This is a genomic window from Kribbella sp. NBC_01245 (assembly GCF_036226525.1).
Taxonomy (GTDB): Bacteria; Actinomycetota; Actinomycetes; order Propionibacteriales; family Kribbellaceae; genus Kribbella.
In genome coordinates, this window is sequence record NZ_CP108487.1 from 5,858,875 (window position 1) to 5,879,520 (window position 20,646).

Annotated in this window: 22 protein-coding genes; 17 read left to right on the forward strand and 5 right to left on the reverse strand. The window is 67.8% G+C overall.

The window, feature by feature from the left end; translation table 11 throughout:
* The first annotated feature begins 7 nt into the window (after positions 1-7).
* Positions 8-412, forward strand: coding sequence for a hypothetical protein (locus OG394_RS26650; RefSeq protein ID WP_328989821.1), 405 nt, complete (start codon positions 8-10; stop codon positions 410-412).
* Here the strand turns inward: OG394_RS26650 and OG394_RS26655 are convergent.
* On the reverse strand, positions 409-1,212 hold the full coding sequence (locus tag OG394_RS26655; protein WP_328989822.1) for a deoxyribonuclease IV: 804 nt from the start codon (positions 1,210-1,212) through the stop codon (positions 409-411). The genes OG394_RS26650 and OG394_RS26655 overlap by 4 nt on opposite strands.
* A 300-nt stretch (positions 1,213-1,512) precedes the next feature.
* Between OG394_RS26655 and rpsF the strand changes: the two genes are divergently transcribed.
* The 4 genes from rpsF to rplI all read left to right on the forward strand — a co-directional run bounded on the left by rpsF (position 1,513) and on the right by rplI (position 3,242).
* Complete coding sequence (rpsF, locus tag OG394_RS26660) at positions 1,513-1,803, forward strand: 30S ribosomal protein S6 (RefSeq protein ID WP_328989823.1); 291 nt, start codon at positions 1,513-1,515, stop codon at positions 1,801-1,803.
* 82 nt (positions 1,804-1,885) lie between these two features.
* Positions 1,886-2,464, forward strand: a complete 579-nt coding sequence (locus OG394_RS26665) for a single-stranded DNA-binding protein (RefSeq protein ID WP_328989825.1) — start codon at positions 1,886-1,888, stop codon at positions 2,462-2,464.
* Positions 2,465-2,547: 83 nt separating this feature from the next.
* A complete protein-coding gene (rpsR, locus tag OG394_RS26670; RefSeq protein WP_328989826.1) occupies positions 2,548-2,781 on the forward strand; it encodes a 30S ribosomal protein S18 in 234 nt (77 codons plus the stop codon).
* A gap of 14 nt (positions 2,782-2,795) precedes the next feature.
* On the forward strand, positions 2,796-3,242 hold the full coding sequence (rplI, locus tag OG394_RS26675; protein WP_328989827.1) for a 50S ribosomal protein L9: 447 nt from the start codon (positions 2,796-2,798) through the stop codon (positions 3,240-3,242).
* Between the two features lie 72 nt (positions 3,243-3,314).
* On the opposite strand, the gene OG394_RS26680 is transcribed toward rplI, so the two are convergent.
* Together OG394_RS26680 and OG394_RS26685 are read right to left on the reverse strand one after the other, a co-directional pair.
* Positions 3,315-3,551: a hypothetical protein gene (locus OG394_RS26680; protein ID WP_328989828.1), complete on the reverse strand. Its 237-nt coding sequence runs from the start codon at positions 3,549-3,551 to the stop codon at positions 3,315-3,317.
* A 3-nt stretch (positions 3,552-3,554) separates the two neighbouring features.
* On the reverse strand, positions 3,555-4,982 hold the full coding sequence (locus OG394_RS26685; RefSeq protein ID WP_328989829.1) for a hypothetical protein: 1,428 nt from the start codon (positions 4,980-4,982) through the stop codon (positions 3,555-3,557).
* A gap of 264 nt (positions 4,983-5,246) precedes the next feature.
* Here OG394_RS26685 and OG394_RS26690 point away from each other — a divergent pair, with 264 nt between their 5' ends.
* From OG394_RS26690 to serS, 12 genes are all read left to right on the forward strand, one after another.
* Positions 5,247-5,891 carry a DUF6668 family protein gene (locus OG394_RS26690; RefSeq protein WP_328989830.1) on the forward strand — a complete coding sequence of 215 codons (645 nt, stop codon included), beginning with the start codon at positions 5,247-5,249 and terminating at the stop codon, positions 5,889-5,891.
* An 11-nt stretch (positions 5,892-5,902) separates the two neighbouring features.
* Positions 5,903-6,199, forward strand: coding sequence for a TrbC/VirB2 family protein (locus tag OG394_RS26695; protein WP_328989831.1), 297 nt, complete (start codon positions 5,903-5,905; stop codon positions 6,197-6,199).
* Between the two features lie 22 nt (positions 6,200-6,221).
* Positions 6,222-7,076 (forward strand): PT domain-containing protein, encoded by an 855-nt coding sequence (locus OG394_RS26700; RefSeq protein WP_328989832.1) that lies wholly within the window; start codon positions 6,222-6,224, stop codon positions 7,074-7,076.
* Entirely contained in the window at positions 7,076-7,951 is an 876-nt protein-coding gene (locus OG394_RS26705; protein WP_328989833.1) for a hypothetical protein, read from the forward strand. Before OG394_RS26700 ends, OG394_RS26705 begins: the two co-directional genes overlap by 1 nt.
* Positions 7,951-8,856, forward strand: coding sequence for a hypothetical protein (locus OG394_RS26710; RefSeq protein ID WP_328989834.1), 906 nt, complete (start codon positions 7,951-7,953; stop codon positions 8,854-8,856). The genes OG394_RS26705 and OG394_RS26710 overlap by 1 nt, the downstream gene beginning before the upstream one ends.
* Before the next feature lies 1 nt (position 8,857).
* Positions 8,858-10,339 carry a hypothetical protein gene (locus tag OG394_RS26715; protein WP_328989835.1) on the forward strand — a complete coding sequence of 494 codons (1,482 nt, stop codon included), beginning with the start codon at positions 8,858-8,860 and terminating at the stop codon, positions 10,337-10,339.
* Entirely contained in the window at positions 10,326-11,831 is a 1,506-nt protein-coding gene (locus OG394_RS26720; RefSeq protein ID WP_328989836.1) for an SCO6880 family protein, read from the forward strand. Before OG394_RS26715 ends, OG394_RS26720 begins: the two co-directional genes overlap by 14 nt.
* A 28-nt stretch (positions 11,832-11,859) precedes the next feature.
* Positions 11,860-13,473, forward strand: coding sequence for an ATP/GTP-binding protein (locus OG394_RS26725; protein WP_328989837.1), 1,614 nt, complete (start codon positions 11,860-11,862; stop codon positions 13,471-13,473).
* Positions 13,473-15,419 (forward strand): type IV secretory system conjugative DNA transfer family protein, encoded by a 1,947-nt coding sequence (locus OG394_RS26730; protein WP_328989838.1) that lies wholly within the window; start codon positions 13,473-13,475, stop codon positions 15,417-15,419. The genes OG394_RS26725 and OG394_RS26730 overlap by 1 nt, the downstream gene beginning before the upstream one ends.
* A gap of 40 nt (positions 15,420-15,459) precedes the next feature.
* Entirely contained in the window at positions 15,460-15,834 is a 375-nt protein-coding gene (locus OG394_RS26735) for a DUF4913 domain-containing protein (RefSeq protein WP_328989839.1), read from the forward strand.
* Between the two features lie 221 nt (positions 15,835-16,055).
* Positions 16,056-17,126: a tryptophan--tRNA ligase gene (trpS, locus tag OG394_RS26740; RefSeq protein WP_328989840.1), complete on the forward strand. Its 1,071-nt coding sequence runs from the start codon at positions 16,056-16,058 to the stop codon at positions 17,124-17,126.
* 72 nt (positions 17,127-17,198) lie between these two features.
* Positions 17,199-18,491 (forward strand): serine--tRNA ligase, encoded by a 1,293-nt coding sequence (serS, locus tag OG394_RS26745; RefSeq protein ID WP_328989841.1) that lies wholly within the window; start codon positions 17,199-17,201, stop codon positions 18,489-18,491.
* Positions 18,492-18,494: 3 nt separating this feature from the next.
* Here serS and OG394_RS26750 read toward each other — a convergent pair whose 3' ends face one another.
* Both OG394_RS26750 and OG394_RS26755 read right to left on the reverse strand, forming a co-directional pair.
* Positions 18,495-19,067: a hypothetical protein gene (locus OG394_RS26750; RefSeq protein WP_328989842.1), complete on the reverse strand. Its 573-nt coding sequence runs from the start codon at positions 19,065-19,067 to the stop codon at positions 18,495-18,497.
* Positions 19,068-19,092: 25 nt separating this feature from the next.
* Positions 19,093-20,421, reverse strand: a complete 1,329-nt coding sequence (locus OG394_RS26755; RefSeq protein ID WP_328989843.1) for an MATE family efflux transporter — start codon at positions 20,419-20,421, stop codon at positions 19,093-19,095.
* Between the last annotated feature and the right edge of the window lie 225 nt (positions 20,422-20,646).

The window sequence follows — 20,646 nt, forward strand, 5'->3', positions numbered from 1 at the left end:
CCGGACCATGGCCGCCGCGGATCACTCCACTCACCCCGCTCGACGCTCGACCGCGTTCGTCTATTGGATCTGCGTGGTGCTGACGCTGCTGGTCGGCGTCTTCCTGGCGGTCGACGCGAGCGCGGGCGGCTACGGCACCCCGGCCTGGGTCGGCACCAGCATCGCCGCGATCGGGCTGCTCGCGCTGGCCGGCCTGTACGCCGCTTGCGCGCTCGGGCGGATCCGGCTCGAGACGTCGATCCTGGCCGGCCGGTTCAAGGGCAAGGCGACGTACTTGCATGTGACGGTCGTCTGCCTGGTGCTGGTGATCGGCGCCGACATCCTGATCCCGAACCGCGAGGCGGGCAGTCTCGCCGTACTGTTCCCGTTCGGTATCGCCTACTGGTTAAGCCACGCCACCTCCGAGCACTAAGCGAGTTGGGCGCGGAGGTAGTCGATATCGGCCTTCTGCCCGTGCTCGTTGTTCGGCGTCTCGACGACGACCGGGGCGCCGGCCTGACGCACCACCGTGACGATGTCGGCCGGGTCGATCTCGCCCTCGTCGAAGTTGCTGTGCCGGTCCGCGCCGGAACCGAAGGCGTCGCGGGAGCCGTTCGCATGCACGAGGTCGATCCGGCCGGTGATGGCCTTGACCTTCTCCACCACGTCGGAGAGCTGCTCGCCACCGGCGTGGAAGTGGCAGGTGTCGAGGCAGAAGCCGACCCGGTCGACATGCTCGTTGCCCGAAGCCTGCACCGCATCCCACAGCCGGGTGATCCGGTCGAGCTGGCGGGCCATCGCATTCTCCCCGCCGGCGGTGTTCTCGATCAGCAGCGGCACGGCCAGGTCGGCCCGCTCGATGCACTTGCGCCAGTTGTCGAACCCGACCTCGGGGTCGTCGCCCTTGCCGACGTGGCCGCCGTGCACGATCAGGCCTTTCGCGCCGATCGACGCGGCCGCGTCGAGCTGCTGCTGGAGGATCTTGCGACTGGGGATCCGGATCCGGTTGTTCGTGGTCGCCACGTTCACCAGGTAGGGCGCGTGCACGAACAGGTCCAGCCCGGCGGCCTCGGCCGCGGCCTTCAGCGCCGCGGCACCGCCTTCGTAGGCGACCTTCGGGGCTTTCCAGCCCTGCGGGTCACCGAGGAAGAACTGAACTACCTCCGCACCGCGGCCGGCGGCCTCGGCGAGCGGGTTCTCCTGATCGACGTGCGCACCCAGTTTCAAGCTCATTCCGTCACCTTATTAGGCCGCACCGACAGTTTTCACCGCCGCGACCGACCCGGCCGGACCGAGGGCCGGAGCAGGGGCCGGACCAGGGCCGGACGCAGCCGGATGATCACGCAGGGGAGTCGAAGGGCCTGTGGATAGTGGTCAGGGCATCGTCCGTACGCTGGTATTCTTTCCGTGGGCCTGGTCCATCGACCGGGTCCGTTTCCGATCACCGGCGACCGATGCCGGTGGGAGGACCGCATCGCCCTCCTGCCACGGAGAGACCGTGGCCGCCAAGTCCGAAGGAGGTGGAGTTCGCGCATGCGTCGTTATGAAGTCATGGTGATCCTCGACCCTGAGCTCGAAGAGCGCACCGTTGAGCCGTCCCTCGACACGTACCTGAACATCGTCCGCAAGGAAGGTGGAACGGTCGAGAAGGTCGACATCTGGGGCCGCCGCAAGCTGGCCTATGACGTCAAGAAGAAGGCCGAAGGCATCTACGCCGTCATCGACCTGACCGCCGAGCCGGCCGTGGTCAAGGAACTCGATCGTCAGCTCACGCTGAACGAGTCGATCCTGCGTACCAAGGTCATCCGCCCGGACCAGCACTGATCCACGGGGTCGTCAGCACCATCGGTGATGTCGGCGCCAAGCCGCAACTGATAGTCGCACCCGATATGCAGGAGGAACGGTAATGGCAGGCGAAACCACCATCACTCTGGTCGGCAACCTTGTCGACGATCCCGAGCTCCGGTTCACGCCCTCCGGCGCGGCCGTCGCGAACTTCCGTATCGCGTCGACGCCCAGGACGTATGACCGGCAGACCGGTGAGTGGAAGGACGGCGATTCGCTGTTCCTCAGCTGCTCGGTGTGGCGACAGGCCGCGGAGAACGTGGCCGAGTCGCTGCAGCGCGGCATGCGGGTCATCGTGCAGGGACGGCTCAAGTCCCGGACGTATGAGACCCGCGAGGGTGAGAAGCGCACCGTCTTCGAGATCGACGTCGACGAGGTCGGTCCGAGCCTGCGCAGTGCCACCGCCAAGGTGACCAAGGCCATGCGGTCCGGTCCCGGCGGCGAAGGTGGCGGCGGTGGCTTCGGTGGCGGTGGCGGCGGCAACTTCGGTGGCCCCGCCGGTGCACCCGGCGGCGGCGCCCCGCAGAACGATCCGTGGGCCACGCCCGCGGGTGGTGGCGGTGGCGGTGGCCAGGCGGCACCGCAGAACGACCCGTGGGCCAGCCAGGGCGGCGGCGGCATGGAAGAGCCGCCGTTCTGATCAGCAGTACAAACCCGTAACAGTGACCATTCCGGCCGGCGTTCACGCGTAAGGCCGGGCTCTAGTAGGAAGAGAGCACCACAATGGCCAAGATCATTCGGAAGCCGAAAAAGAAGGTTTGCGGCTTCTGCAAGGACAAGGCAACGTACGTCGATTACAAGGACACCGCGCTACTGCGCAAGTTCATCTCCGACCGCGGCAAGATCCGCGCGCGTCGGGTGACGGGCAACTGCGTGCAGCACCAGCGCGACGTCGCCATCGCCATCAAGAACGCTCGTGAGGTGGCTCTGCTGCCCTACACGAGCACCGCTCGCTGAGGGAGGTCCCACCTATGAAGCTCATTCTTGCGCAGGAGGTCGAGGGCCTCGGAGCCCCCGGCGACATCGTCGAGGTCAAGGACGGTTACGGCCGTAACTACCTCGTTCCGCGTGGGTTCGCCATTGGCTGGACCCGTGGCGCGGAGAAGCAGATCCAGTCGATCAAGCGGGCGCGTGACGCCCGGGCGATCCAGGGCAAAGAGCACGCGAGCGAGATCAAGAACCAGCTCGAGCAGCTCGGCGTCAAGCTGACCGTGAAGGCCGGCGAGACCGGTCGCCTGTTCGGTTCGGTCACCCCGGCGGATGTCGCCGGTGCGATCAAGTCCTCGGGTGGCCCGTTGGTCGAGAAGCGCGCGATCACGATCGCCGCGCCGATCAAGACCACCGGCAAGCACCAGGTCTCGGTGCAGCTGCACCCCGACGTGGCCGCCACGGTCCGCCTCGAGGTCGTAGCGGCCTGACCTCCGCTCACCGCAGCAAACGAAAGGCCCGCATCCCTTGAGGATGCGGGCCTTTCGCTTTGGTCAGAGAGGTCAGCGATTTTCGGGGGCCGGCCAGGTCGGTTGCTGGGGGTCACTGGCAGTCGAGCCGCTGGCGGGCGGGTCCACGACGGGCCAGGTCTGGATGTCCGGGTCGTTGGCGCTGGTGTTGCCACTCGGCTGTTCGATGGCGGGCCACTGCGGGACGGGCGGGTCGTCGGCGGCCCACGCCGAGCCCGGCACCAGCACCATCCCCAGGGCCGCCAGCAAGGCGGTCAGTGATCGACGCATAGGTCAGCCCGGGGGGAGGTTGAGGGCGTAGATCACGTTGTCGTGCAGGATGATGGCGCGGTTACCGGCCACGCCCCACGGACGGGCCATGTTCAGGTCGACCGACTTCGGGACCTTTTGGCCGGCGGTGACGAATGCGCCGGAGGTGTTGTAACGGCCGTAGACCCGGCCGCCGGCCGCGCTCAATGGCTCGAAGCCGGCGATGGTGTCGATCTTGTTCGTCGTCACGCTGATCACGCAGGTGCCCCAGGCTGCGACCTTGCCCTCGGCGTCCGGGATCCACTTGGCGCCGGCCGCGTTGGAGGCGGTCGCCTGAGCACAGATCGCGACCGGGTCGCCCGACTTGGTGCTGTGCACGACGGGAATCACGTTCTCGGTCTTCGTCTTCCACAGCACCAGCACCCGGCCGGCGCTCGCGACCACCACGCGCTCGATCTGACCGGTCGACCCGGGCGGGCTCTTCGGCTTGACCTCGGCGATCGGCTTGTCCGGCTCCAACAGCCACCAGGGCCCGTAGTACGCCGCGAGCAGGACCTGCTGGCCCTCGGCGAGCATCACGCTCGCCCGGCGCGGGATCTGCGCCGCGTCGATCGGCCGCAGGCTCTCACCGGTGACCACGAACGTGCCTTCCTTGTTGAACACCAGCGGGGACGAACCGTAGAACTGCACCGTCGTACTCGACGCCAGCTTGATGAACTTGCCGGTGGCACCCTCGCGCGGCCAGTAGGACAGGTAGTCGTCCGAGACCACCGCGACCACCTGGTTGCCATCGACCGTGGTGAAGACCGGACTCTTCGAACTCTTGTTGACCTTGTCCTGCCAGAGCACCTTGCCGTTGGGGTCCAGTACGGCGACCTTGGCGTCGGGCGTGATGAACGCCACCTGCTTGCCGTCGGGAGCGACCGCCGGGGTGGTATTCGGCATCACGTCGACGCTCCAGCCCGCGTTGTTCGACCAACCCGAGGGCACCGGCCGGAAGTTGAAGACGTCCGGCTTGATGCTCGGCTCGGGCAGCGGAGGCAGCGTCGTCGCGACCACCTCCGGCTCTTTCGGTGTCCGGTTCCGGAAAACGAGCAGATAGGTCAGTGTGCCGGCCAGCAACGCCACGGCCACACCGATGGCGACGTACACCGGCCAGACCGGCTTACCGCCACCACCGCCACCGCGGCGACCGGTCTCGGGCGCGATCGCGTCCACCGAACCGTCCGGGTGGATCACCAGCGGCCAGGACGATCCGTCCGGCTCGACGGCGGTCGCCTTGATCGGGCGGCCGAGTTGCGCCGCGCGATCGGCGACGATCGCCAGCGCCGCCTGGCGGGGATCCTGGTCGACCACTGGATGGCTTCGGCCAGCGATCTTCACCTCGCCGTTGTGGGCGTCGTACAACCGGATCGTGACCTTCGGCCACGACGGGATGCCCTTGTCCGCCACCTTGCTCCCTCGTCGGCACACTCCGTCCGGGTGATCGGAGCTACCGCCCGTTTCTAGCATGCCGCGAGGCCCACCGTGGCGCTCAGAGGCATCTTGAGTCACGGCTTGTGACACAGGTTGCGGACAATCGGCAAATCGGGCTTGTAGTGACCCTACGGCGCGATACAAAATCCCTGTCCTGTGGACCAGTCGTCACGCGGTGTTCCGAGAGGCGGGAGAATGTCTTGGGCCGCAACGCCCTCACCCCCTTGAGAGGAGGCGACTGTGACTCAGCCGCAGCACAATCCGTGGACCCGTCAGACGCAGGGCCCGGGCGTGCCGGCTCCGGGGCCGGTGCAACCACCGGTCCAGCCCCAGCCTGCCCAGCACCAGCCACTCGGTGCGCAGGCCCCGCAGTACGGCGTACCGGCGCCCGCGCCGGAGGAGCGGTTGCCGAAGTTCGCGATCCCGGCGGCCGACACGTTGTGGTGGCTGGGTGTGCATGGTGGGTCCGGGGAGACCACGATGTCCCGGCTGCTGCCGGGGACGCACGCGGCGGGCCATCGCTGGCCGATCCCGCCGCCGCCGGTGCCGACCCCCATCGTGCTGGTGGCCCGCACGCACGCCTATGGTCTACGGGCCGCACAGCGGGCGGCGACCGAATGGGCCTCCGGAGTGGTCAGTGGAGTCAGCGTGCTGGGACTCGTCCTGATCGCCGACGCCCCGGGCCGGTTGCCCAGGGTGCTCGACGACTTCGCCGACATCGTCGGGGGCGGAGTGCCACGGGTGTGGGATATCCCGTGGATCGAGGAGTGGCGCCGGGGAGAGGATCCGACGCCCGACAACACGCCCGACGAGGTTTTCGAAGTTCTTGAATCCATCTACGCGCTCCGTGCGTCAAACCAGGCGGTCTACCCCGCTTCGTACTGAAAGGTCAACTGATGTCTCTGCTCGAACTGGTTCCGCCGAAGGTCCTCACGTTCGTTCCTGTCGGCGTTCCGGACCCGGGAGCCGGCACCGCGCCGGGCGACTCCGAAGGCAAGATCACCACCGTGATCGGCTGGGTCACCTGGATCGCGTTCGCAGTCTGCGCCCTGGGCGTCATCATCGCCGGCGGCATGATGGCCGTCGGCCAGAAGCGCGGTGAGGGTGGCGAGCACGCCGCCCGCCTCGGTTGGGTGCTCGCGGGCTGCATCGTGGTCGGCTCCGCGGCCGGCCTTGTGAACGCCCTGATCTGACGCGACCGACGAACGGGTGCCCGTGGCGATCTTCAGCAAGTCCGATGACGGCGACGAGATGGACGGCGACAGCCTCTGGGAATCCAGGGGATTCATCGCCTCCGTCATCGTCGTCGTCGCCGTGGTGATCTGCGGACTCGCCTGGCTGGTGCTCGGCGGTGGCGGGGACGACCCGAACACCAATCCCACGGTGGACCCGACCGGCGTCCCCACCGAGACCCCGACCGTCGAGCCGACGGGGCCGCCGGCGACGGCGGACCCGACCCCGACGGATCCGCTGCCGACGGACCCGGTGTCACCGGGCGCCTCGCCGAGGCCGGGCGCCTGCACGATCAAGCCCGGTGACCAGCGGATGGCCGCGACGGCGCCGACCGGCGTCTTCTGGCGGTTCGAGGGCGGCATCCTGGTGCCGTTCAAGCCCACCGTCGGCCCGCTGGTGCATGATTCGTCCGGTGTCTTGAGTTGTTTCGCGCATTCCCCGATCGGCTCGGTCTTCGCCGCGATGAACAGCCTGGCCCAGGCCCAGGACGCGCAGAACGCCGAGCGCGTGATCAGGGCGCGGGTCGCACCCGGTCCCGGCCGTGATCGGGCGCTGGCCGACGCGAGGCTGGCGCGGATCAGTCCGACCCCGTTCGTGGGCGGCAAGGCGCAGGTCCAGTTCGTCGGCTACAAGTACGTCGACTGCTCGACCAACCGGTGTGTGCTGTCGGTGGCAGTGCAGTCCGGCGCCGAGGTCGACAAGGTCGCCGGGCTGGTCGTGGTGATGAAGTGGTCGGGCGGCGACTGGAAGATCGACCTCCGGTCCGACGGCAGTATCAGCGGCGATCCCGACGTGCTCGGCTCTCTCGACGGGTACGTCCGCTTCCGAGGAGCGTGATGATCGCCCTCGGTTGTGGCCTGTCGGACATCGGTGCCTGCCTCGAGGAGTTCCTCACCTTCGCCGTCAACAAGGTGCTCGGTGGCCTGCTCGACCTGATCCTGGACGCGATCAAGTGGGTCGTCGCCCACGCGGTCAAGTTCATCCTCGAAGCGATCGGCACGTTCTGGATCAGGCTGCCGACCATCTCGCTGACGGACAGCGGTCAGCCGTCGTCGACGATCGGTTTCGTCGAACAGCAGACGGTCTGGTTCGTCGCCGCGATCGGCGTCTTCTCCGTCATCATCGCGGGTGCCCGGATGGCCTGGTCGGGTCGCGGTGAGCCGCTCCGCGACCTGGGCAAGAGCCTCGGCACCCTGCTGATCGTCTCCACGGCCGGTATCACCATGGTCACCCTGATGACCCAGCTGGCGGACTCGATCGCCATCGACGTCATCAACGCCTCCCTCGGCGCCAGTGGCGAGACCTTCGCCAGCCGGATGGCCGACTTCGTCGTGAACCCGATGGTCGCGCCCGGTACCGGCCTGTCGATCGTGCTGATCTTCGGTATCGCCGCGATCCTCACGAGCTTCGTGCAGATCGTCATGATGCTCGTGCGCAGCGGCATGCTGATCCTGCTCGCCGGTGTGCTGCCGCTCGCCGCGGCGGCCACCAACACCGAGATGGGCAAGGCCTGGTTCAAGCGGGTCGTCGGCTGGCTCGTCGCGTTCATCGTCTACAAACCGGTGGTGGCGCTGATCTACGCGACCGCGCTGAACCTCGCCGGGAACCCCGAAGGCGACATGATGAAGATCATCACCGGTGTGACGATGATGGCCCTCGCGTGTATCGCGCTCCCCGCCCTGCTCCGCTTCGTAGCCCCGAAGGGGGCGTAATGGTCGCATCCCTGATCGTCCTGTGCAGTAAGTGGAACCCGCTCAGCTGGCCGGGTTGTGTCACCGAGAAGCTGGGCAACGCGATCAAAAGCGTGTTCTCCACCTTCTGGGATTTCGTCTACGGCGCGTTCGCCGAGGTGATCGCGGACGTCGTCGCGGGCGTGATCAAGGGGGTCGGCGCGCTGTGGATCTACGTGCCGACCCTGCACGCCAGCGAGGGCGCCAACTACACGCCAGTGGCGACGGTCTCCTTCATGCGCGGCCAAGTGATGTGGATCGCGGCCGCGGTGGCAATGATCTCGATGATCATCGGCGGCGTCCGGATGGCCTACCAGCACAACGGCGAGTCGGCCCGGGAGCTGCTGAAGGGCATGCTCACCCTGGTCGTGGTCACGTTCGGTGGCCTGGCGATGGTGACCGTGCTGACCGAGGCCGGCGACCTGCTGGCGCAGCAGTTCATCAACCGGGCGGTCGACGAGTCGAAGCAGAGTTTCGCGGACAGTCTGGTCACCTTGATCGCCACGCCAATGGCTGTTCCGGGCGCGATCTATACCCTGCCGGTGATCATCATCCTCGGCTTCGTAGTGGTGCTGATGTCGTTCATCCAGATCATGCTGATGCTGGCACGGAACGGCATGTTGATCCTTCTGGTCGGCATACTTCCCTTGGCGGCAGCGGCCACGAACACGGAGATGGGCAAGTCCTGGTTCAAGCGCATCTGCGGCTGGTTGATCGCCTTCATCGCGTACAAACCGTTCGCCGCACTGATCTACGCGACGGCGATCCTGCTGGCCAGTAGCAAGGAAAGCCTCATCAACGTGCTGACCGGCGTGATGATGATGGCGTTGTCGATCATCGCCCTGCCCGCGCTGCTCAGACTCGTCTCACCGCCCGGAGGAAGCTGACATGCTCCCGAATCTCATCGCGCTGGTGGAGTGCAGCTGGCGGCCGTGGACCTGGGGCCAGTGCATCGTGGACATGGTCACCGCAGTGATCGGATTAGCGATAGATGGGTTGATTCTGTTGATCTTCACGCCGATCGTCGACATGATCTCCAAGGCCGTGAACGCGATCATGGTCACGATGGGTACGTTCTGGATGGACCCCAAGATCATCCGTACGGCCATCACCACCAACCCGGACTGCACCGATGGCGGCGGCAGCAACCCCTGTGGCCAGGCGTCCGCGGAGATCGCGTTCATCAACGATCAGTTGATGCCGGTGGTGGCCGGAGTCGCGGTGGTCTCGGTGATCATCGCCGGTGCCCGGATGGCCTTCACGCACCGCGGCGAACCGGTCCGGGAGCTGCTGAAGAGCCTGCTCACGCTGACCATCGTCAGCACCGCGGGGATCGCGTTCGTCTCGCTGCTGATCTCGGCCGGCGACTCGTTCTCGACCGAGGTGGTGAATGCCGCGGTCGCGGACGGCAAGTTCGGTGACGCGGTCGCCAACATGATCATGGCCGGTCTGGTGGTCGGTAGTCCGGCCGGTCTGGCGCTGGCCATCATCCTGGGCATCCTGGCGATCATCGGATCGCTGGTGCAGATCGTGCTGCTGATCGTGCGCAACGGCATGCTCGTGCTGCTGATGGGCATCTTCCCGCTGGCGGCGGCCTTCACGAACACCGAGATGGGCAAGGCCTGGTTCAAGCGGGTGATCACCTGGCTGACCGCGTTCCTGCTCTACAAACCGGTGGCGGCCCTGATCTACGCGACCGCGATCAAGATGGTCAGTACGGCGGGCGTCAAGAAGCCCTGGGAGTACGAGAACCTGGGCGAGGTCGGGCCCGCCGTCGTACAGGCCGTGACCGGTCTGATGATGATCTTCCTGGCGCTGTTCGCCCTGCCGGCGCTGATGCGCTTCCTCACCCCGCTCGTCGCGGCCACCGCTGGTGGTCCCGGTCTCGGCTCGATGATGGGCGGAGTCGCGGGCAAGGCGGCCGACAAGATGGCCGAAGGCGCGGACAGCGGTGGCGGTGGCGGCGGTGGCGGTCCGAGTGGTTCGGTCAACCCCGGCCAGGGGCAGCGCTCCGGTCAATCCCAGCCCAGCGGTGGCCGACCCCCGTCCTCCGGCGGCCCCTCCGGCTCCACGAATGCACCTTCGAGTGGTCCCCCGCCCAGCTCGGCCAGCACCGCGTCGAGCGGCGCCTCGAGCGGCGCGGCCGGCGGTGCCTCGGGTGGTGCCGCGGGTGGCGCGGCCGGCGGTGCCTCGGGTGGTGCGGCGGCCGGCGGTGGCGCCGCGGCGGCCGCGGGTCCGGCCGCGATCGCGGTAGTTGCGATCATGGCAGCCAAGAAGGTGGCGGATACAGCCAAGCAGGCGGCCGACGGAGCAGTGGCCTCCGGCGCCGACGACGCAGCGATGGATGAGGGACCAAGTGGCAGCAACTGATACCGCGCCCCGGGCGCGTACCTACGGCAACTGGCGCCGCCCCGCGTCGGCGGGTATCGCCGGCATGGGCGCGCTGGGCACCGGTCTGATGATGGGCGGCCTGGTGATGATGATCATCGCCATGATGGCCGGCGGCATGAAGGCCGCGATCGTGGTGGCCGTTCTGGTCGGTGTCATGTTGCTGATGCTGATGACGAAGGACAAGCACGGAAAGTCCGCCTTGCAGCGGATGTCGACCCGCATTGGATGGCAGCGAGCAGTCATGACGAAGCAGAACATCTACCGTTCCGGGCCGCTCGGCCGTACCGCGTGGGGCAAGTTCCAGCTGCCCGGTCTGGCGGCGGCCTCGCAGCTCAGCGAGTACCAGGACTCCTACGGCCGTCCGTTCGCGCTGCTGTACTACCCGAGCACGCGGCACTTCACCATCGTCATCAACGCCGAGCCCGACGGCGCGTCGCTGGTGGACGAGGACCAGGTCGACGTCTGGGTCGCGCACTGGGGCCAGTGGCTGGCGTCGCTGGGCCACGAGCCGGGCATCATCGCCGCCTCGGTCACGGTCGAGAGCGCGCCCGACACCGGCACCCGGTTGCGTCGCGAGGTCTCGCACAACATGGCCGCCGACAGCCCGGCGATCGCCCGGGCGATGCTGACCGAGGTCGTGCAGAGCTATCCGGAGGGCTCGGCGCTGGTCTCCGCCCGGGTGGCGTTGACCTTCAAGGGCGTCGACCGTAACGGCAAGAAGCGCAAGGAGGACGACGTCGGCCGCGAACTGGCCTCCCGGCTGCCCGCGCTGACCCAGAGCCTGAACTCCACCGGCGCCGGTGCGGCCCGGCCGGTCACCGCGCAGGAGCTGTGCGAGACCGTTCGGATCGCCTACGACCCGGCCTCCGCCGTACTGATCGACGAGGCCCGCAGCCAAGGCATGTCGCCCGAGTTGTCCTGGACCGACGTCGGCCCGGCCGGTGCGCAGGCCTTCTGGGACAAGTACCGCCACGACACCGCCTGGTCGATGTCCTGGATGATGACCCAGGCTCCCCGCGGCGAGGTGTTCTCCTCGGTGCTGTCGCAGCTGGTCGGCCCGCACCCGGATGTCGACCGCAAGCGCGTCACCCTGCTCTACCGTCCGCTCGACGCGGCGACCGCGGCCCGGATGGTGGAGGCCGACAAGCGCAACGCGTCGTTCCGCGCCACCTCGTCGGCCCGGCCGTCCGCCCGCTCGATGGCCGAGGCCCGCGCCGCCGACCGTACGGCGCAGGAGGAGGCCCGGGGTGCGGGTCTGGTCAACTTCGGCATGGTCGTCACCGGCACGGTGATGTCGGCCGAGCAGATCCCGGACATGGTCGCCGCGATCGACAACCTCGGCGCCACCGCCCGCGTGCTGCTCCGGCCGGCGTACGGCTCGCAGGACTCGGCCTTCGCCGCGGCCCTTCCACTCGGCCTGGTGATGCCGAGCCACCTCTCCGTGCCGGCAGGCCTGCGGGAGTCGCTGTGACCAAGTGGTCGACCGAGCGGGAGATCTGATGGCCAAGAAGAGCAAGGAACCCCAGGACCCGAGCAAGGGTGGCAAGCGGCCCGGACCCCGTGGCTGGTCGAACCCCGGCGGCGGCATGTCGACGTACATCCAGGCTGCCGACGAATGGCGCGGTACGACGGTCCAGGTGTGCGGCATGTGGCCCTTCTCGGCCGGCACCGGCAGCCCGATGGTCGGGGTGCCGATCGGCCGCAACATCCTCTCCGGCGCCACCATGTGCTGCGACCCGATCAGCTGGTTCATGCGGGCCAAGCTGATCTCGAACCCGTCCATGTTCGTGCTCGGCAAGCCCGGTCTGGGCAAGTCGACGATCACCCGGCGGATGGCGCTCGGGCTCGCGGGGTACGGCATCCAGCCGCTGGTGCTGGGGGACCTCAAGCCCGACTACAAGGACCTGATCACGTCGCTTGGCGGCCAGGTCATCGAGCTCGGCCGTGGCCGTGGCCACCTGAACGTGCTCGACCCGGGCGAATCCCGCTCGGCGGCGCTGCGGCTCACCGGCTCGGCCCGTCAGGCCATCCAGGCCGACGCGCACGGCCGGCGTCAGACGATGGTGTCCGCGCTGATCTCGATCATGCGGTCCCAGCCGCCGACCGACCGCGAGGAGACCATCCTCGACGAGGCGCTCAAGGTGCTGGACGAGCGGCACGAGAGTACGCCGGTGCTGCGCGACCTGCTGCAGGTCATCCAGGAAGCGCCGGACCGGGTCCGCGATGTCGCCCTGGACCGCGGCAGCCTCGACCGGTACCGGCAGATCACCGAAGGTCTCGAGGCCTCGCTGATCGGTCTGGTCGGTGGTGGCCGGCTCGGCGAGATCTTCTCCGAGCAGACCGACAACCCGATGAAGATGGACCGCCCGGTCGTCTTCGACGTGTCGAACATCGATGACTCCGAGACCAACCTGCAGGCCGCCGTACTGCTCGCCTGCTGGTCGTACGGCTTCGGCGCGGTCGCGGTCGCACAGGCCCTGGCCGAGGCCGGGCTGGAGCCGCAGCGGCACTACTTCGTCATCCTCGACGAGCTGTGGCGAGTGCTGCGGGCCGGGCGTGGTCTGGTCGACCGCGTCGACGCGCTGACCCGGCTGAACCGGCAGCGTGGTGTCGGCATGGCGATGATCTCGCACACCATGTCCGACCTGCTCGCGCTGGAGCACAGCGAGGACCGGATGAAGGCGAAGGGTTTCGTCGAGCGGTCCGGCATGGTCGTGCTCGGTGGTCTGCCAAGGGCCGAGATGGCGAACCTGACCCAGGTCGTACCGCTGTCCGGCGAGGAGCAGAACATGCTCATCGGCTGGCAGGACCCGCCCGCCTGGGACCCGGCCACCGGTGAAGAGGCCGCACCTCCGGGCCGAGGCAACTTCCTGATCAAGGTCGGTGGCCGCCCGGGTATCCCGGTGCACGTCGGCCTGACCGAGGTCGAGCGCGAGATCAACGACACCAACAAGCTGTGGAAGACCGGCACCGATGGCCGGCCGCTGAAGGTCGAGCTGAAGGACGACGGCACCGAAGAGGTCGTCGCGGAATACTCCTTCGACGACCCCACCGCACTGCCTCCCCCCGACCCGACGACGCGGGTCGCCGCCAAAATCGGAGTTGATGAGTAGTGGCACAGGGCAAGAGGAGTACCGGACCGGCTGGACTCGGTCCGGAGACACTGGCGCTGTTCAGCGCGATCGGCCTGTTCGTGCTGGTCGTCGGCGGCCTGTGGTCGTCGCTGACCATCGCGGCCAAGATCGACGGCAGACCAGGGCCGGGCAGTAACCCGATCAGCGTCGTCTCGGATCTGATCCAGGGCAACCTGGAGTGGTCCGGCGCCGCCACCGCCATCCTGGTGATCGAGGCCGTCGTGCTGCTCGCCGTCATCTTCGGCCTGATCATCATGGTCGGCCGGATGCGGACGCCGAAGTCGCGGGTGGATCGCTCGGCCTCGCTGATGGGCAAGCGCAACGACCTGCGCAAGCTCACCCGCGAAGGCGCGCAGGAGATCGCGAACCGGCTCGGCACCGGCCACTCCGGCCCGGGCGTGTTCATCGGCAAGACCGTGCACGGCGATATCGACATCTTCGGTTCCTGGGAAGACATGCACGTCGACATCTGGGGCCCCCGAACCGGTAAGACCACGTCCCGCGCGGTGCCGGCCATCCTGGACGCCCCCGGCGCCGTGATCGCCACCTCGAACAAGCGCGACATCGTCGACGCCACTCGCGGGCCGCGCGCGGCCAAGGGCCCGGTCTGGGTGTTCGACCCGCAGGAGGTCTGCGGCGAGGAGCCGACCTGGTGGTGGAACCCGCTCAGCTACGTCCGGGATGAGGTCACCGCCCGGCAGATGGCCGACCACATCGTCTCCAGCCAGCGGGAGGAAGGCGCTCGCACCGACGCGTACTTCGACACCATGGCGACCGACCTGCTCGCGGGCATGCTGCTCGCGGCGGCCCTTGGCAACAAGCCGATCACCCAGGTCTACCTCTGGCTCGCGGACCAGCTGAACGACGAGCCGGCCCGGATCCTGGGGTCCGTGCCCGGTTACGAACTGCCCGCGCAGCAGATGCAGAGCACGCTCAGCCTGCCCGACAAGCAGCGCGCCGGTGTGTTCGGTACGGCGATGCCGAAGGTCCAGTTCATGCTGAACCGCAAGGTCACCCGCTGGGTCACCCCGCAGGGCCACAACGACCAGCGGCCGCAGTTCGACCCGCACCGTTTCGTCCGCGAGGGCGGCACTATCTACAGCCTCTCCAAGGAGGGCATCGGTACGGCGGGCCCGCTGGTGGCCGCATTGACTGTCGCCATCGTCGAAGCCGCCGAGGAGTACGCGAAGCAGTGCCCGGGCGGCCGGGTGCCGAGCCCGCTGCTCGGCGTACTGGATGAAGCGGCGAACGTTTGTCGCTGGAAGAATCTGCCCGACCTGTACAGCCACTTCGGTTCGCGCGGCATCATCCTGATGACCATCCTGCAGTCGTGGGCCCAGGGCATCGAGTGCTGGGGCGAGCAGGGCATGGAGAAGCTCTGGTCCTCGGCCAACATCCGGGTGTACGGCGGCGGTGTGTCCGACGCGGCCTTCCTGGAGCGACTGAGCAAGCTCATCGGCGACTACGACATCAACTCGAACTCGGTGTCGTACAGCAAAGGCGAGCGCTCGCACAGCCGTCAGGTCGAGCGGCACAACATCATGGAGGTCTCGGACCTCGCGTCGATGCCGCCCGGCCGGGCCGTCGTCTTCCCGTCCGGTATTCCGGCCACCATGCTCCGGACCGTGCCGTGGATGGCGCGACCGGACGCGGCTGCCGTGAAGGCCTCGTTCGCGCGGCACGACCCGGGGGCCGGCGGTCAGTCGCAGCTCACCGGTGCCGCCAACCCGTGGGTCAACGCGGGTCAGCGCACGCAGATGAACCCGGGCCAGCAGCAGCGATACCCTGCGCCCGGTGGTCCTGGCGGTCCCGGTGTGCAGCCGCCTCCGCCCGGTCAGTACCCGCCGCCCGGTCAGTACCCGCCGCCCGGTCAGTACCCGCCGCCGCAAGGTCCGCCGCAGGGCGGCCAGCCGTGGGGTCGGTAATAGTTGTGAAGCTCTGATGAGTTTGTGAAGGGATAGAGCAGTGGAAGGCGAGCAGGAGCTCTACTACCCGCACGTCGCGTCGTTCGTGGCGGACCGGCTGGTCCACCTCTACACGCGCCGGCTCGGGCAGAACGCGATCTGGTGCCCCGAGTGGTTCCGGCACGCTGAGGCGCTCAGCCGGCTGGACGCGATCTGGCGCGCCTGGGAACACCTGCGCCTCGACCCGGCGACCGGGATGTCGGTCTGGTGGCGGGACCACGCGGACCCGCACATGATGATGTTGCTGAGTCCCGACGGCCCGTTCGCGGGTTGCCGGGGCAAGCACACCGACTACCCGATCGCGCCGCTGCCGGTGGAGGAACCGCCCGCCGGTCTGTTCTTCGACCAGCGCAAGCCACACCTCCGCGGTGTGTGACTAAGTGTCCCGTTAACGATGTGGGTCAACTGCTGGCGGCGCCCAGGCACGCACCTCGCGTCGTTGGAGAAGCAGCCACGATAAAAAGCATCGAGGCAGCTTCTCCGCCTAGCGATGCACGCACCTGACCACCACCATCAGTCAACCCACATCGTTAACGGGACACTAGATCCGCGTGGCAGACTTCCCCGCGGATCCCCAGCAACTTTGAAAGGCCTTTGATGACCGACCAGCGCATGCTCACCGGTGACCGCCCGACCGGAAAGCTCCACCTCGGTCACTTCGTCGGCAGCCTGGAGAACCGGGTCCGGCTGCAGCATCAGTACGAGACGTACCTGATCATCGCCGACCTGCACATGCTCACCACCAAGAACACTCGCGAGGACATCGCGCAGGTCGCGGAGAACGCGCGGCACCTGGTGATCGACTCGCTCGCGGCCGGGATCGAGCCGGACCGGGCGACGTTCTACCTGCAGTCCGCGATCCCCGAGGTGATGGAGCTCAACACGCTCTTCCAGAACCTCGTCTCCGTGCCGCGCCTCGAGCGCACGCCGAGCCTGAAGGACATGGCCCGCGACGCCAAGAAGGACGAAATGCCGTACGGCCTGCTCGGGTATCCCGTGCTGCAGGCGGCGGACATCCTCTGCGTCAAGGCGCACGTCGTACCGGTCGGCAAGGACAACCACGCGCACGTCGAGATCACCCGCGAGATCGCCCGCCGCTTCAACCACCTGTACGGCGAGGTGTTCCCGGTGCCGGAGTTGGTCACCAGCGACGTACCGACCCTGATCGGGACCGACGGCCAGGGCAAGATGAGCAAGTCGATCGGCAACGTGATCTACCTGTCGGACAGCGAGGCCGAGGTCCGTAAGAAGGTCACCGGGATGTACACCGATCCCAACCGGATCCGGGCCGACATCCCCGGCACGATCGAGGGCAACCCGGTCTTCATCTACCACGACGTCTTCAACAAGAACAAAGCCGAGGTGGCCGACCTCAAGGAGCGCTACCAGGCCGGCAAGGTCGGGGACGTCGAGGTCAAGGACAAGCTGGCCATCGCGATCAACCTGTTCCTCGACCCGATGCGCGAGCGCCGGGCCCAGTTCGAGTCGCAGACCGGCCTGATCGACCAGATCATCGTCGAGGGCACCGAGAAGACCCGCAAAGAGGTCCAGCAGGTCGTCTTCGAGGTGCGTAAGGCGATGGGCCTGGCCGGTGCCTTCAACTCGATCCGCCGCAAGGCCGAGAAGTACCGCAAGGCCAACCCGGCCGCGTATCCCACCGAGGGGTAATTGCCGTGAGGCGCCTGCCGGTGCCTTGCTACTGTCTGGGGCACAATCCACAAGCGATAAGGCTGCAGACCGATGCATGACACCCGCACGCTCCTCGAACTGGGCGATGAAGCCGTCCGCCGCCTCGCGCGGCGCGGTTACACGCTGGACCTCGGCACGATCGAGGCCCTGTTCTCGCGGCGCAACACCGCGATCGGCACAGCGGAGGAACTGCGGTCGGAGTCGAAGAAGGTCGCGGCCGACGTCGGTAAGCGGGCCAAGGCCGGCGACGACGTCAACGCGCTGAAGGAGCACGCCCGCGAGCTGAAGGACCGGATCCGCGAGGCTGAGGCCGAGCAGGAGAAGGTCGAGGCGGAGCTCAACGCCATCGCGATGACCATCCCGAACTTCCCGGCCGATGACGCGCCGGAGGGGCTCAGCGAGGACGACTCCGTCGAGGTCCGCAAGTGGGGTACGCCGACCGAGCTCGACTTCAAGCCGAAGGACCACGTCGATCTGGGCGAGGCGCTCGGCATCTTCGACTTCGGCCGGGCGGCCAAGCTGTCCGGATCCCGGTTCAGCGTGTCCCGTGGACCGGGCGCGGTGCTCGAGCGTGCCCTCAGCACGATGTTCCTCAACCTGCACACGACTCGTCACGGCTACACGGAGTTCGCCGTGCCGTACTTGGTCACTCGCAAGACGATGACCGGCACGGGCCAGCTGCCGAAGTTCGAGGCGGACCTGTTCAAGACGGGTGTCGACGACCGGGAGCTGTTCCTGGTCCCGACGGCCGAGGTCCCCCTGACGAACCTGCACGCCGACGAGATCATCCCGGCGGAGGACTTGCCGTTCGCCTACACCGCGTGGACGCCGTGCTTCCGGTCCGAGGCCGGGTCATACGGCCGGGACACCCGCGGCATCCTTCGGCTGCACCAGTTCAGCAAGGTCGAGCTGGTTCGGGTCGCCCGGGCGGAGGACTCCCGCGCGGAGCTCGAGCTGATGCTGTCCCACGCCGAGGCGTGTCTGCAGGAGCTGGGCCTGGCGTACCGGGTGATCGCGCTGGCCGCGGGAGACCTCGGGTTCGGTTCGACGTACACCTATGACATCGAGGTGTGGCTGCCGAGCCAGGAGACGTATCGCGAGATCTCCTCCTGCTCCGACTGCGGCACGTTCCAGGCGCGGCGGGCGGCGATCCGGACGAAGACCAAGGACGGCCAGCGCGGTTTCGCCGCCACGCTGAACGGATCTGGGCTGCCGATCGGCCGGACGCTGGCGGCGTTGATCGAGCAGTACCAGCAGGAGGACGGCTCCATCGTCATCCCGCCGGCACTCGCGGTTTACACCGGGTTCAGCCGGATCAACGCCGATGGCACGACGTCTGCCTGAGTTTTAGCGGCCTAGGCTCCGGCCGCGTGCTCGGCCCTTGCCTCTGACGAGGGACTTGCGCGCTTTGGGGGTCTTGCCCGGCGGCGTTTGTACGGCGCCACCCGGCGGCGGTTGGCTACCGTCCGCCGGGTTCGGGTAGACGGCGTCGGCTTCGGCGTCGTCTGCCGCAGCCATTCGGTCGTAGTGGTCGGCGCTGCCCTGCAACTGCTCGGCCCGGTCCAGGTCTTCGGGGGTGGCGTCACCGGCTCGTAGCTCGTGCGCGAGCCCTCGGTCGGCGTACGCGATGTTGCGCTCGGCAGCCGCCTCCTGCCGCAGGTCTTGGCGTCCCGGCCGTTCGTTGGGCTGCTGTTGTTGCTGAGGCGGCGGCGGTACGGCGAGCTGAGGCGGTGTCGGCTCCAGCGTCACCTCCCGCTTGACCTCGATCCGTGGCGCGGGCTTCATGCGGGCCTTGTCGGCGGCCTTGTCGGTGCCCATCTTTGGGGTCTCGTCAGCGCCAAAGGCCGAGGGCCCGGTCAGCGCTTCCGGCTCAGGCCCGTCCAGCTGGGCGCTCAGCTCATCGTCATCAAAGTCCGGCATATATCCACCATGCCGGATGGCCGGTTCACCGGACGGCCCCGGTCACCATCCAGGCGGTACCGCGCTCGCGCAGGATCAGCGTCACGAACCGCATCAGCATGAACCCGCTGAAGGCCCACCACAGCGCCACCACCCCGCCGTCGAACCACAACACGCTGAACGCCATCGGCAAGAACGCCAGCAGCGCGAGCACCCCGGCCACGGCGAGGTACTTCCCGTCGCCCGCGCCGATCAGCACTCCGTCGAGCACGAAGACGATCCCGTTCAGCGGCTGCGCGATGGCTGCCACCAAGAGAACGGCCGCGAGGGTACGACGTACGTCCGGGTCGTTGGTGAACCAGGGCACGTACACGTCCCGCAACGCCCAAAGCGCCAGCCCGCCGATAATGCCCGAGCCGAATCCCCACCACATCATCCGCCGAGTGGTCGCCTTTGTGCCGACGACGTCCGCGGCGCCGAGGTAGCGCCCGGTCAACGCCTGACCCGCGATCGCAATGGCGTCCAGCGCGAGGGCGAGGAACGTCCACAGGGTGAACGCGACCTGGTGCGCCGCGAGTGACGTCGTACCGAGCGAGGTCGCGACGAACGTGACCACGATGATCGCCACCCGCAGCGTCAGCGTCCGCACCACCAGCGGTACGCCGGCCTGGGCGGACGCGATGATCCCGGGCCGGTCCGGCCGCAGCGTGGCGCCGTCTCGCCGGGCGCCGCGGACCACCACGACGACGAGCGCGACGCCCGCGGCGGTCTGGGCCAGCACCGTGCCGAGGGCCGAGCCCGCGATGCCCAGATCGAGGCCGTAGACCAGGACGACGTTGAGCACGATGTTGGCCAGGTTGGCCGCGATCGCGACCACCATCGGCGTTTTGGTGTCCTGCATACCCCGGAGCACGCCCGTTGCCGCGAGCAACAAAAGCATCGACGGTACGCCGATACAGGAGATGCGCAGATAGGTGACGGCGTGCCCCGTCACCTCGGCCGACGGGTCGAAGGCCGCGATCGCTTGTGGGGCGAAGATGAGCCCGGCGATGGCGAGGGCGATACCGAGCAACAGCGCGAGCCAGAGGCCGTCGATGCCCTGCGTGAGCGCGCCGCGATGATCGCCCGCGCCGATCCGGCGGGCCACGGCCGAGGTGGTGCCGTACGCCAGGAACACGCAGATCCCCACCAGCGTCTGCAGGATCGCGCCGGCGACACCGAGGGCCGCGAGCTGCGGCGTACCGAGATGACCGATGATCGCGGAGTCGGCCAGCAGCATCAGCGGCTCGGATACCAAGGCGAAGAACGCGGGCACCGCGAGGCGGAGGATGTCCCGGTCCTGACTGGTCCACAGGGACCTTCGGGTGACCGGCATGCCGCTCATTCTGCCCTGTCGGTGTGGTGGCCCGGTCCAGCTGTCCAGGTTGGAGGATCTTTTTTTGATCCACACCTGTTGATGGACGAAAGCGCAGGTCAGGGCGATGTTGTGAATGGTTATCCCCAGATATCCACAGGGATGTCCCCAGCCTGTGCACAGCCACTTGCGGGGTTATCAGCAGGTTGTCCACAGGGGGTGTGGACAATGAACTACCAGGGTTGC

What these genes read in the sequence shown, in the direction of transcription:
- OG394_RS26755 (WP_328989843.1), bottom strand. Translation starts at nt 20,421, where the DNA reads ATGCCGGTCACCCGAAGGTCCCTGTGGACCAGTCAGGACCGGGACATC.
- OG394_RS26710 (WP_328989834.1), top strand. Translation starts at nt 7,951, where the DNA reads ATGGTCGCATCCCTGATCGTCCTGTGCAGTAAGTGGAACCCGCTCAGC.
- OG394_RS26725 (WP_328989837.1), top strand. Translation starts at nt 11,860, where the DNA reads ATGGCCAAGAAGAGCAAGGAACCCCAGGACCCGAGCAAGGGTGGCAAG.
- OG394_RS26680 (WP_328989828.1), bottom strand. Translation starts at nt 3,551, where the DNA reads ATGCGTCGATCACTGACCGCCTTGCTGGCGGCCCTGGGGATGGTGCTG.
- OG394_RS26715 (WP_328989835.1), top strand. Translation starts at nt 8,858, where the DNA reads ATGCTCCCGAATCTCATCGCGCTGGTGGAGTGCAGCTGGCGGCCGTGG.
- trpS (WP_328989840.1), top strand. Translation starts at nt 16,056, where the DNA reads ATGACCGACCAGCGCATGCTCACCGGTGACCGCCCGACCGGAAAGCTC.
- OG394_RS26695 (WP_328989831.1), top strand. Translation starts at nt 5,903, where the DNA reads ATGTCTCTGCTCGAACTGGTTCCGCCGAAGGTCCTCACGTTCGTTCCT.
- rpsF (WP_328989823.1), top strand. Translation starts at nt 1,513, where the DNA reads ATGCGTCGTTATGAAGTCATGGTGATCCTCGACCCTGAGCTCGAAGAG.
- OG394_RS26705 (WP_328989833.1), top strand. Translation starts at nt 7,076, where the DNA reads ATGATCGCCCTCGGTTGTGGCCTGTCGGACATCGGTGCCTGCCTCGAG.
- OG394_RS26655 (WP_328989822.1), bottom strand. Translation starts at nt 1,212, where the DNA reads ATGAGCTTGAAACTGGGTGCGCACGTCGATCAGGAGAACCCGCTCGCC.
- serS (WP_328989841.1), top strand. Translation starts at nt 17,199, where the DNA reads ATGCATGACACCCGCACGCTCCTCGAACTGGGCGATGAAGCCGTCCGC.
- rpsR (WP_328989826.1), top strand. Translation starts at nt 2,548, where the DNA reads ATGGCCAAGATCATTCGGAAGCCGAAAAAGAAGGTTTGCGGCTTCTGC.
- OG394_RS26665 (WP_328989825.1), top strand. Translation starts at nt 1,886, where the DNA reads ATGGCAGGCGAAACCACCATCACTCTGGTCGGCAACCTTGTCGACGAT.
- OG394_RS26750 (WP_328989842.1), bottom strand. Translation starts at nt 19,067, where the DNA reads ATGCCGGACTTTGATGACGATGAGCTGAGCGCCCAGCTGGACGGGCCT.
- rplI (WP_328989827.1), top strand. Translation starts at nt 2,796, where the DNA reads ATGAAGCTCATTCTTGCGCAGGAGGTCGAGGGCCTCGGAGCCCCCGGC.
- OG394_RS26650 (WP_328989821.1), top strand. Translation starts at nt 8, where the DNA reads ATGGCCGCCGCGGATCACTCCACTCACCCCGCTCGACGCTCGACCGCG.